The following is a 10,673-nucleotide window of genomic DNA, read 5'->3' as shown; positions in this document are numbered from 1 at the left end:
CTCGGCAGCTGCTACAAAGGGTGTCGCGGCTGAAATTGCTTAACTGACTGGCATTAGCCCCAGTGGCGCCTTTTTTACCCTTTCAGGGTTGATTGCTCTGCCCCGTCACCACCAGCGGTATCTCTGCACGACGCAAGTCCAGAGCGGGCAACTTCACAGGCTGACTCAAGCCTTGCAGCACCCTGGCATCGTAATCATAAATGTCGGGTTTGAACGTCACCCGCCCGTCATTGCTCAGGTCCACGGTCCAATAGGCCAACAGCACCGGCACTTTCACCGGCAGCAGGATGTTCTCGGTCCTGCCATTGGCCAGCTGCTTCTGAATGCCGTCGCTGTTCCAGCGCACCGGGTCGTTGAACAACAGCTCGACCAGCTGCAACGGGTTTTCCACACGGATGCAGCCTGAACTGGTGGCCCGAACCGTTTTGGCAAACAACTCGCGGTGCGGCGTGTCATGCAGGTAAATCGCATAGTCGTTGGGGAAGCGGATCACCACCTGCCCCAGCGAACTGTCGGGCCCGGCATCCTGACGCAGATGGATGCCACGCGGGTTGTTCCAGTCAACACTCGACGGATCGAGCACATTGCCTTCGCGATCAATCACGCGAATCCGGTTGGCCTCCAGATAGCCAGGATCGTTCTGGATTTTTGGAATCACGTCCTGCTTGAGGATGGTCGGCGGCACGGTCCAGGTGGGGTTGAACGTGATGTAGGTGATTTCGGCCTGGAACACCGGCGTACTGCGCACCGGTTTACCGACTTGCACCCGTGAACGCCAGATCGGCAGACCGTCGCGGTACATCGCCACCTTGTATCCGGCGATATCGACGATCACGAACGTGCCCTGAAGTTTGTACAACAGCCAGCGGGCGCGCTCCATGTTGACCCGCACCTGATCGATCCGCGCCTCTACAGGCACGTTCAGCGCCGCCAGCGTCGCCGCCCCCGCCACGCCATCGGCACCCAGGTATTGCTCGGTCTGATACTTCTTCACCGCGGCAATGACCTTGCCGTCGTAACCGGCCTTTTTCGACAGGTGCGAGTCCAGGTAACCGCCCGCCACCAGACGCGCACGCAATTGTGCAACCGCCACCCCGTCCATGCCGGGCTTGAGCGATTGCCCTTCGGTGACTTTCGGCCAGCCGCCCGCATCACGGACCTGGCGCAACCGGGCCAGGCCCTCACGCAAATTGCGGTAAATCTCTTCTTGAGGAGGCGCCTCGGCGAATGCACGCGCCACGTCATGGGCATCGAGGGCGGCAAACAGGTTGTTCATGTCCTCGCGGGCATCACCGCCGGCAGGATCGAAATTCCAGTGAATGTCCAGTCGCGCCGGATCGACCTTGCCCCGTCGCAGTTGCAGCAGCGCGGTGATGAACGTGCGGGTCGCCGCCATGTCGAACATCGCCCGTTGCGCCGTGGAAGGCACGGCCGCTACCAGCGATTCATGGGCTTGAGCCAGTTCGGTGATGCGAAAATCCGCCGGATTCAAGCCGTCGATCCGGGTGTCTTCGAGGCTCTTGAATAACTGGGCCACATCACGATCATCGGCCCATGCGGCGCGATAGTTGCGATGCATATAGAAATCCAGCACCACCCGGCTGACATCCACACGCTGATGGCGCCTGGAGGTGAGCAACGGTGGAAAAGCCGTTCGCAGCGGCTCCAGCGTCGCCTGAATCGCCTGGCCAACCGCATCGTCGGGCGCCGCGGCATCGATGGTGCTACTCGCAGCAGATACCGGCTCGATCGGCGAAGTTTGCGCAAGCGCTGCACCACTGATCAGAAAGCCCATAAAAAATATGCGGCTTATGACGAATGACCTTGTTAATTGCACCATGGATAATCCTTAATCTCCCGTTTCAAGCGGCTAGCTTCCCGCGCGCTGCTAGACTCGAAATTATCATGATGAGACCCGACTATGGCGCTAAACCGCTTTGGCCTTTTATTTGCCATTTTACTGACGTGCCTTTCAGTAACGTCAGCCTACGCCGATTCGCTTGAAAACGCGCTGGTCAAAGCAGCACCAGGCGCCGACGCCAAAGTGATTGCCCTGGCCGTTCGTGCCACCCAATGCAGCCGTGCCCAAGGTATCGCCCCAGCCCAAAGACTGGCGGTGATCGATTACTCCCTGCCCTCGACTGAACAACGTCTGTGGGTCTTCGATCTTAAACGGCGCAAGTTGCTGTTTCACGAACTCGTCGCCCATGGCCGCAACAGCGGCGAAAACATGGCGACGCTGTTCTCCAACCAGAATGAAAGCTACGCCACCAGCCTCGGCCTGTTCCGCACTCAGGAAAGCTACCGCGGCCAGAACGGATACTCGTTGCGCATGGAAGGCCTGGAGCCCGGTTTCAACGACAACGCCTATGACCGGGCCATCGTCATTCACGGCGCGCCCTACGTGAGCCCGGTGCTGGCCCGCGCCAATGGACGGATCGGCCGCAGCCTGGGTTGCCCGGCCGTCAGACCGGCGATTGCCCATCGGCTGATCGATTCGATGAAGGACGGCCAGTTGTTGTTTTCCTACTACCCGGACCAGCGCTGGTTGAAGTCGTCGTCCTACATCAACTGCGGCAGCGACACTGTGGCCTCGAGGGAAAAGTCCACGTCACGCCAGTAAGCAACGCCCCCACCTGTCAAAACTGTAATCCCCGCCTCAGCCTGCTGAAAGGCACCGCCCTCTAGCCTCGTCGACAAGTTCAACAGGCTGACGGGCGGAACACACGGCATGCATTCCCACACTTCAAGACGCACCTTCGTCAAAGGGCTGGCCATCGGCGGGCTGTTCGGCGGCCTCGGGTTATGGCGCACGCCTGTCTGGGCGATCAGCAGTCCCGGCGAACCGCAGGTGCTGGCCGGTAAAGATTTCGACCTGTTGATCGGCGAATCCCCGGTCAACTTCACCGGCACCCCGCGCACCGCACTGACCATCAACGGCGGCATTCCCGGCCCACTGCTGCGCTGGCGTGAAGGCGATACGGTGACACTGCGGGTGCGCAACAAACTCAAGGACAGCACGTCCATTCACTGGCACGGCATCTTGCTGCCGGCCAACATGGACGGCGTGCCGGGGCTGAGCTTCAAGGGCATCGAGCCGGGCGGTTTGTACGTCTACCAGTTCACCGTGCGGCAGAACGGCACCTACTGGTATCACAGCCATTCGGGCTTTCAGGAGCAATCCGGCGTCTACGGCCCGCTGGTGATCGACGCCAAGGACCCGGAGCCGTTCCAGTACGATCGCGACTACGTGGTGATGCTCAGCGACTGGACCGACGAAGACCCGGCCGGCCTGATGAAGACGCTGAAAAAGCAGTCCGATTACTACAACTACCACAAGCGCACCGCGGGCGACTTCATCCACGATGTCAGCGAGAAAGGTTGGGGACCGACCGTCGCCGACCGCACGATGTGGGCCGAAATGAAGATGAATCCTACCGACCTGGCGGACGTCGGTGGTGCCACTTACACCTACCTGATCAACGGCCAGGCGCCGGATACGAACTGGACCGGGGTGTTCCGCCCGGGGGAAAAGCTGCGGCTGCGCTTCATCAACGGTTCCGCCATGACCTACTTCGACGTGCGCATCCCCGGCCTGAAAATGACTGTAGTCGCCGCCGATGGCCTGCACGTCAAACCGGTGAGCGTCGACGAATTCCGCATTGCCGTGGCGGAAACCTTCGACGTTATCGTCGAGCCGACCGAAGAGGCCTACACCTTGTTCGCCCAGGCGATGGATCGCACCGGTTACGCACGCGGCACTCTGGCAGTGAAGGCCGGACGGGTTGCGCCGCTGCCGCTACTGGACCCGCGCCCGCTGGTGACCATGGATGACATGGGCATGGGTGGCATGGACCACGGCAGCATGGCGGGCATGGATCACAGCAACATGGCCATGGGCGACATGCCTGGCATGCAATCCCACCCGGCCTCGGAAACCGCCAACCCGCTAGTAGACATGCAAGCCATGTCTACCTCGCCGAAACTCGACGATCCCGGCATGGGCCTGCGCAACAACGGGCGCCGCGTGCTCACCTATTCCGACCTGCGCAGCACCTTCGAAGACCCGGACGGCCGCGAACCTGGCCGCACCATCGAGCTGCACCTGACCGGCCACATGGAAAAATTCGCCTGGTCGTTCAACGGTGTGAAGTTTTCTGATGCACAACCACTGCGCCTCAAGTACGGCGAGCGCGTGCGGATCGTTTTGGTCAACGACACGATGATGATGCACCCCATCCACCTGCACGGAATGTGGAGCGACCTCGAAGACGAGAACGGCCAGTTCATGGTGCGCAAACACACCATCGACATGCCTCCCGGCTCCCGGCGCAGCTATCGGGTCACCGCCGATGCGCTCGGCCGCTGGGCCTATCACTGCCATCTCCTGTACCACATGGAAATGGGCATGTTCCGTGAAGTTCGCGTGGAAGAATGAGGCGCACCCCATGATTCGATTCACCCCGGTTTTTTTAGCACTCGTGACTTCGACGGCGATGGCCGCCAGCGATGACATGCAAGGCATGGATCACAGCCAGATGGACCACGGCCAGATGCAAGGCATGGACGAAGGCCAGATGCAGCCCGCCGCGCCCAGCGAAAGTCGCACACCGATCCCGATGCTGACCGATGCCGACCGCGCTGCCGTGTATGCAGATCCCGCCGGTCACCACGTACATGACAGCACGCTCAATTCATTTTTCCTCGCCGACAAACTCGAGTGGCAGGACGCCGATGACGGCAGCACCCTGGCCTGGGATTTGTCCGGCTGGGTCGGCGGCGACATTGATCGCCTGTGGCTGCGCTCCGAAGGCGAGCGCACCAACGGCGTGACCGAGGACGCGGAAATCCAGGCCCTGTGGGGCCACGCCATTTCCCCGTGGTGGGACGTGGTCAGCGGCGTGCGCCAGGATTTCAAACCCGGCGCCCCGCAAACCTGGGCCGCGTTCGGCGTGCAAGGCATGGCGCTGTACAACTTCGAAGCCGAAGCCACGGCCTTCATTGGTGAAGGCGGCCAGAGCGCCGTGCGGCTGGAAGGCGACTACGACATCCTGCTGACCAACCGGCTGATCCTGCAGCCGACCGTCGAACTCAACGCCTACGGCAAAAACGACCCGCAACGGGGCGTCGGCGCGGGGCTGTCCAACACCGAAGCCGGCCTGCGCCTGCGCTACGAAATCCGCCGGGAATTTGCGCCCTACCTCGGCGTGACCTGGAACCGCACCTACGGCAATACCGCCGACTACGCCAACAACGAAGGCGAGGACCGCAGCGAAGCACGCCTCGTGCTCGGTGTTCGGCTGTGGTTCTGAACAGACTTACCTCAAACCAACAACAACCGCTTCAAGCGGTAAAGGACCTTGCATGCGCATCATCAAACCCACCGCCGTCGCAATCGCGTTGCTCAGCGGCCTGCTTATTAGCACCCTCGCTCAAGCCCACCCCAAACTACTCTCCTCCACCCCAGCGGAAGGCGCGGCAGGCGCGCCACCCGATAAGATCGAACTGCACTTTTCCGAAAATCTCGTCACCCAGTTTTCCGGCGCAAAACTGCTGATGACCGAAATGTCCGGCATGGCCCACGCCCCGATGCCGGTCAAGGCCAAGGTCAGCGGCGGCAGTGATCCGAAAACCATGTTCATCACCCCGACAGCCTCATTGACTCCCGGCACCTACAAAGTCGAATGGCGCGCGGTGTCGTCGGACACCCACCCGATCACCGGCAACGTTACGTTCAAAGTGAAATGATCGATGAGCGACTCGGCCAACGTCGTTCTGCGGTTTGTGTTGTATGTGGATTTGATGCTGTTGTTTGGCGTAGCGCTGTTCGGGCTTTACAGCCTTAAGGGACAGCAACGGCTATCCGGGACGGTGCTGCCTTTGCGCCGATTGTTGACGGGAACAGTCGTGCTCGGCGCGCTGCTGTCCATCGCTGGCATGGTATTGATGGTCCGCGCCATGAGCGGTGAGTCAGACATTGCCGAGTTGCGTCCTCACCTCGAGATGATGCTGTTCGAGACAGAAATGGGGTTGGCCTGGGCTGTGCGGATGATTGCGTTGGCGGTCGCGGGTTTGGCGGTAATGCTCAATCCACGAGCGCCCGGCATCAGCCTGTTGATCGCCGCCACTGCCAGCGGCATCGCCCTCGCCAGCCTGGCCTGGAGCGGACATGGCGCCATGGACGAAGGCAGTCGCCGTTACTGGCACTTTGCATCGGACATCCTGCACCTGTTGGCGGCGGGGGCCTGGCTCGGCGCGCTGCTTGCGTTTGCGTTGATGGCGCAGCAAACCGAAGCACACATACGCTTGCTGGCTCGCGCTGTTAAGCGATTCGAACTTATCGGTGCGGTGATTGTTGTGATCATCACCGTGACGGGCGTCGTGAACTACCTGTTCATCGTCGGGCCGAAACTCGACGAGGCATTACTCAGCATTTACGGAATTTTACTGGCTATCAAAGTGCTGCTGTTTGCCGGAATGCTGGTGCTGGCGGCGTTGAACCGCTTTCAACTTGGGCCCTTGCTGGAGCGGGCGTTGTGGGTGGGCCAATATCGCGCGGCGGCTAACGCACTTCGGCGCAGCGTGGTGCTGGAAATGGCCGCTGCGGTAGTGATTGTGGGGCTGGTGGCGTGGTTGGGGACGTTGAGTCCGGAAGTGGAAATGAGCAATCTTTAGGGGGCATTCATTTTTCACTGCGGTGAATGTTTCACTACACTCCCCTGCTTCAACACCACTTCTGCACAAAAGACCGATAACAATGAAGAAAATCAAAAGAGCAATGATGCTCGGCGGTTTGCTCGCACTCTCCCTTGGTGCCCAGGCAGAACCTTCGCATCTGGACAGCGTCATGCAACAGGGGCAACTGCGTGTGTGCACCACCGGTGACTACAAGCCCTACACGTTCAAATCCGAGGACGGCGAGTATTCCGGCATCGACATCGCCATGGCCCGCACTCTGGCCGACAGCCTTGGCGTCAAGGTCGAGTGGGTGCCCACCACCTGGAAAACCCTGATGCCCGACATGCTCGCCGGCAAGTGCGACATTGCCATGGGCGGCATCTCGGTCACCCTGGAACGCCAGAAAAAAGCCTTCTTCAGCACCACGCTGGGCGTCGACGGCAAAATCCCCTTGGTGCGCTGCGAAGACCAGGCGCTATACCAGACCGTCGAACAGATCAATCAGCCCTCGGTTCGCCTGGTCGAACCTGCCGGCGGCACCAACGAAGCGTTCGTTCACGCCTACCTGCCCCAAGCGCAATTGCAACTGCACGATAACGTGAGCATCTTCCAGCAACTGCTGGATAAAAAGGCTGACGTAATGATCACCGACGCATCCGAGGCGCTGTATCAGCAGAAGCTCAAACCGGGCCTGTGCGCAGTCAACCCCACGCTCTACATGCAATACGGTGAAAAGGCTTACCTGCTGCCCCGCGACGACATCACCTGGCAACAGTACATCGATCAGTGGCTACACCTGGCCAAGGCGACGGGCAATTACCAGAAAATTCTGCGGAAGTGGCTGGCGGTGCCTGACGCCAAGTAACGGATGTTTTTTTCTCACAAAAAAGGGCACTCCCAAAAGAGTAATGCCAGTCAGATACTTTGTAGCAGCTGCCGAGCCCGCGAGGCTGCGTTCGGCTGCGAAGCAGTCGTAAAATCAGTCATTGCGGTACGTCAGGCAGGCCGCGTCAGCTGGACTCACGACTGCTATGCAGTCGAACGCCGCCTCGCGGGCTCGGCAGCTGCTACAGATCGCATTACCGCTTTTACTGACTGGCATTACTCCCAAAGGAGCGCCCTTTTTCATTGCGGACCACGTATCAATCGTCGTGCAGCAAACCTGAACCGTATTCGCCGAAGCTATTGCCGAGTGCGCTGCCATGGAAATTCATCTTGTCGGGGTTGCTCTTGGTCGGCCCCGGACCAAAGCCGGCCGGCTGCACCGAGTCGGTCGAATAATCGCTATGGGTGCTCACACCCGAACAGGCGCTCAACAACAAAGCACCGGCAATCAGCGAGACTTTGACGAGGTTTGCGAACATTTTTTTCTTCCTGTGGGAGTGAGACGCGGTGACGTGACCTTTGGTGTTTATCCTATGCCTCACTTCAACGACACATCATGAAACTTTTCGGCAAGTCAGCGTTGGTTCAGATTGCGCGTGTACTTTGGCGTATCCGGACTCACCCAAACCCCACAAGCCCCAATCCTGATAAACTCTCCGCCCTCCCAGCCTCACCGATTCCAGATCCCCCATGCCCGTAACCAACGCCACACCCACCCCACTCTCCCGCCGCTTCAGCGTTGCGCCGATGATGGATTGGACCGATCGCCATTGCCGTTTTTTCCTGCGCCTGCTTTCCAGGCACGCGCTTCTCTACACCGAAATGGTCACCACTGGCGCGCTTCTTAACGGCGACCACGACCGCTTCCTGCGTCACAACGAAGCCGAACACCCGCTCGCCCTGCAACTCGGCGGCAGTGTCCCACTGGACTTGGCTGCCTGCGCACGCATGGCGCAAGACCATGGATACGATGAAGTCAATCTGAATGTCGGCTGCCCGAGTGATCGGGTGCAGAACAATATGATCGGCGCGTGCCTGATGGGGCATCCGCAGTTGGTGGCCGATTGTGTGAAGGCGATGCGTGATGCGGTGTCGATTCCGGTGACGGTCAAGCACCGTATCGGCATTAATGGGCGCGACAGTTACGAAGAACTGTGTGATTTCGTCGGCACGGTACGGGATGCCGGGTGCACGAGTTTTACGGTGCATGCGCGGATCGCGATTCTGGAAGGGTTGTCACCGAAGGAAAACCGCGACATTCCGCCTCTGCGCTATGACGTGGCCGCGCGGTTGAAGGCGGATTTTCCGGAGTTGGAGATTATTCTGAACGGCGGGATCAAGACGCTGGAAGCCTGCCATGAGCATTTGCAGACATTTGATGGCGTGATGCTGGGCCGTGAGGCGTATCACAACCCTTATGTGATGGCCGAGGTGGATCAGCAGTTGTTCGGCAGTTCGGCGCCGGTGATCAGCCGGGCTGAGGCGCTGGCGCAGTTGCGTCCTTATATAGCGGCGCATATCGCTGCAGGTGGTTCGATGCACCACATCACCCGGCATGTACTTGGGCTGGGCACCGGGTTTCCGGGAGCACGCAAATTTCGGCAGCTATTGTCGGTGGATATTCACAAGGCTAAAGAGCCTTTGGCGTTGCTGGATCAGGCAGCGCAATTGCTGGAAGGACGTTAAGCGTCAGCATGAAGCACCAAGTTGCAAGCCACGCAACCTGGTGCTGTTGTTCAGACCGCCGCCGCTTCAGTCCAGTTGACCCAACCGAATACCCAGGTCGCCAGGATCAGTAAACCGAAGGCAATGCGATACCAGGCGAACACGGCGTAACTGTGGCTGGCGATGAACTTGAGCAGACCCCGTACGGCAATCATGGCGAACACGAATGCTGTCACGAAGCCCAGGGCAAAGACCGGCAGGTCACTGGCCTGAAACAGGTCGCGGTACTTGTACCCCGAGTACACCGCGGCGCCGACCATGGTCGGCATGGCCAGAAAGAAGGAAAACTCGGTCGCCGCCTTGCGCGACAAACCAAACAACAGCCCCCCGATAATGGTCGATCCCGAGCGTGAAGTACCGGGAATCATCGCCAGGCATTGCGCGAAACCAACTTTGAGGGCGTCCGTCCAGCGCATATCGTCGACGTGATCAACGTACACCACATGTTCACGTCGCTCGGCCCACAACATGATGATGCCACCCACAACCAGTGCCATTGCCACGGTGATCGGGTTGAACAGGTACTCGTGAATCTTGTCGGCGAACAGAACACCCAGGACAACGGCCGGTATAAAGCCGATCAATAGATTCAAGGTAAAACGTTGTGCATTGCGTTGGGTTGGTAAACCGCTGACGATCTCGAGGATCTTGCGTCGGAACTCCCAGACCACCGCCAGAATCGCCCCCAGTTGAATAATGATGTTAAAGGCCATCGCCCGCTCGCCATCGAAGTCGAGCAAGTCCGCCACAATGATCTGGTGCCCGGTACTTGATATGGGCAGAAACTCCGTGAGCCCTTCGACCATACCTAAAATCAACACTGTGAAGGTTGTCCAAAAATCCATTTATCCCCCGTTTAGACCCTTGCAGTGCTCGTGTGAAGGGTCTGTTGACTGTTCGAACATTTGGACTTCATCGCAACAATGCGCATCCAGAAAAGAAAAATATCAGACCTGACGTTAGTTAGCCCTGATGAAACCCGTTTGGCCAACACGAGAGTAAAACGCATTAAGCCGCGCATTAAAACTGGTCGTTATCAAATGTCCACCACTAGCACTGACCCGCAAAAAGTTATAGATCAGTTATTAATGGATATATCCTCACAAAAAAAGCTTGAGTGCATCTGGCAAACAAGAAATTTTCAAGACTTGATACTCCCTGGATATGAAACGAAGCGCGATACAACCTTCAGCCACATGTACAGCCTATGGGCTCGAAAAATCGGGACGCCGACGCAAAAGATGGCATAATGCTATGCTCCACCTAGCACAAAGTGTCCCGGGCATTCCCCCGCCCATACCGCGAAAGAGCAAGCGATCACGTCAGATTCATCAACAATGTTAGAAAAAACGTGTCGACTGCTTCAAATTCCGATGAAATGTTAC

11 protein-coding genes are annotated in these 10,673 nt (G+C 58.8%); 8 read left to right on the top strand and 3 right to left on the bottom strand.

The genetic code is table 11. The features are described 5' to 3' along the window. Positions 1 to 82: 82 nt before the first annotated feature. Positions 83 to 1,840, bottom strand: coding sequence for a L,D-transpeptidase family protein (locus tag PMI28_RS21035; protein WP_007984379.1), 1,758 nt, complete (start codon positions 1,838 to 1,840; stop codon positions 83 to 85). Between the two features lie 81 nt (positions 1,841 to 1,921). Here PMI28_RS21035 and PMI28_RS21040 point away from each other — a divergent pair, with 81 nt between their 5' ends. From PMI28_RS21040 to PMI28_RS21065, 6 genes are all read left to right on the top strand, one after another. Beyond that, positions 1,922 to 2,623, top strand: coding sequence for a murein L,D-transpeptidase catalytic domain family protein (locus tag PMI28_RS21040; protein ID WP_007984377.1), 702 nt, complete (start codon positions 1,922 to 1,924; stop codon positions 2,621 to 2,623). A gap of 108 nt (positions 2,624 to 2,731) precedes the next feature. Beyond that, positions 2,732 to 4,438: a copper resistance system multicopper oxidase gene (locus PMI28_RS21045; protein ID WP_007984375.1), complete on the top strand. Its 1,707-nt coding sequence runs from the start codon at positions 2,732 to 2,734 to the stop codon at positions 4,436 to 4,438. A gap of 10 nt (positions 4,439 to 4,448) precedes the next feature. Continuing rightward, complete coding sequence (locus tag PMI28_RS21050; RefSeq protein WP_007984373.1) at positions 4,449 to 5,312, top strand: copper resistance protein B; 864 nt, start codon at positions 4,449 to 4,451, stop codon at positions 5,310 to 5,312. A 52-nt stretch (positions 5,313 to 5,364) separates the two neighbouring features. Further along, complete coding sequence (copC, locus tag PMI28_RS21055; protein ID WP_007984371.1) at positions 5,365 to 5,748, top strand: copper homeostasis periplasmic binding protein CopC; 384 nt, start codon at positions 5,365 to 5,367, stop codon at positions 5,746 to 5,748. Between the two features lie 3 nt (positions 5,749 to 5,751). Next, positions 5,752 to 6,675, top strand: coding sequence for a copper homeostasis membrane protein CopD (gene copD, locus PMI28_RS21060; RefSeq protein ID WP_007984369.1), 924 nt, complete (start codon positions 5,752 to 5,754; stop codon positions 6,673 to 6,675). A 106-nt stretch (positions 6,676 to 6,781) separates the two neighbouring features. Further along, on the top strand, positions 6,782 to 7,543 hold the full coding sequence (locus PMI28_RS21065; RefSeq protein ID WP_007984367.1) for a transporter substrate-binding domain-containing protein: 762 nt from the start codon (positions 6,782 to 6,784) through the stop codon (positions 7,541 to 7,543). Between the two features lie 277 nt (positions 7,544 to 7,820). Here PMI28_RS21065 and PMI28_RS21070 read toward each other — a convergent pair whose 3' ends face one another. Further along, positions 7,821 to 8,042: a hypothetical protein gene (locus PMI28_RS21070; protein WP_007984365.1), complete on the bottom strand. Its 222-nt coding sequence runs from the start codon at positions 8,040 to 8,042 to the stop codon at positions 7,821 to 7,823. Between the two features lie 211 nt (positions 8,043 to 8,253). Between PMI28_RS21070 and dusA the strand changes: the two genes are divergently transcribed. Further along, positions 8,254 to 9,249 (top strand): tRNA dihydrouridine(20/20a) synthase DusA, encoded by a 996-nt coding sequence (gene dusA, locus PMI28_RS21075; RefSeq protein WP_007984363.1) that lies wholly within the window; start codon positions 8,254 to 8,256, stop codon positions 9,247 to 9,249. Positions 9,250 to 9,299: 50 nt separating this feature from the next. Here the strand turns inward: dusA and PMI28_RS21080 are convergent, their stop codons facing one another. Continuing rightward, on the bottom strand, positions 9,300 to 10,133 hold the full coding sequence (locus PMI28_RS21080) for an undecaprenyl-diphosphate phosphatase (RefSeq protein WP_007984360.1): 834 nt from the start codon (positions 10,131 to 10,133) through the stop codon (positions 9,300 to 9,302). Positions 10,134 to 10,211: 78 nt separating this feature from the next. Here PMI28_RS21080 and PMI28_RS30485 point away from each other — a divergent pair, with 78 nt between their 5' ends. Further along, positions 10,212 to 10,538: a hypothetical protein gene (locus PMI28_RS30485; protein ID WP_157395756.1), complete on the top strand. Its 327-nt coding sequence runs from the start codon at positions 10,212 to 10,214 to the stop codon at positions 10,536 to 10,538. Positions 10,539 to 10,673 lie beyond the last annotated feature (135 nt).

The sequence above is a fragment of the Pseudomonas sp. GM48 genome, from assembly GCF_000282335.1.
In the GTDB taxonomy this organism is placed as follows: Bacteria; Pseudomonadota; Gammaproteobacteria; order Pseudomonadales; family Pseudomonadaceae; genus Aquipseudomonas.
The sequence above is the reverse complement of the archived record's forward strand: the minus strand, read 5'-3'. Positions and strand labels throughout refer to the sequence as shown.

Coding starts and splice junctions, on each gene's coding strand:
- copC (WP_007984371.1), top strand. CDS start 5,365: ATGCGCATCATCAAACCCACCGCCGTCGCAATCGCGTTGCTCAGCGGC.
- copD (WP_007984369.1), top strand. CDS start 5,752: ATGAGCGACTCGGCCAACGTCGTTCTGCGGTTTGTGTTGTATGTGGAT.
- PMI28_RS21045 (WP_007984375.1), top strand. CDS start 2,732: ATGCATTCCCACACTTCAAGACGCACCTTCGTCAAAGGGCTGGCCATC.
- PMI28_RS21080 (WP_007984360.1), bottom strand. CDS start 10,133: ATGGATTTTTGGACAACCTTCACAGTGTTGATTTTAGGTATGGTCGAA.
- PMI28_RS30485 (WP_157395756.1), top strand. CDS start 10,212: ATGCGCATCCAGAAAAGAAAAATATCAGACCTGACGTTAGTTAGCCCT.
- PMI28_RS21050 (WP_007984373.1), top strand. CDS start 4,449: ATGATTCGATTCACCCCGGTTTTTTTAGCACTCGTGACTTCGACGGCG.
- PMI28_RS21040 (WP_007984377.1), top strand. CDS start 1,922: ATGGCGCTAAACCGCTTTGGCCTTTTATTTGCCATTTTACTGACGTGC.
- PMI28_RS21035 (WP_007984379.1), bottom strand. CDS start 1,840: ATGGTGCAATTAACAAGGTCATTCGTCATAAGCCGCATATTTTTTATG.
- PMI28_RS21070 (WP_007984365.1), bottom strand. CDS start 8,042: ATGTTCGCAAACCTCGTCAAAGTCTCGCTGATTGCCGGTGCTTTGTTG.
- dusA (WP_007984363.1), top strand. CDS start 8,254: ATGCCCGTAACCAACGCCACACCCACCCCACTCTCCCGCCGCTTCAGC.
- PMI28_RS21065 (WP_007984367.1), top strand. CDS start 6,782: ATGCTCGGCGGTTTGCTCGCACTCTCCCTTGGTGCCCAGGCAGAACCT.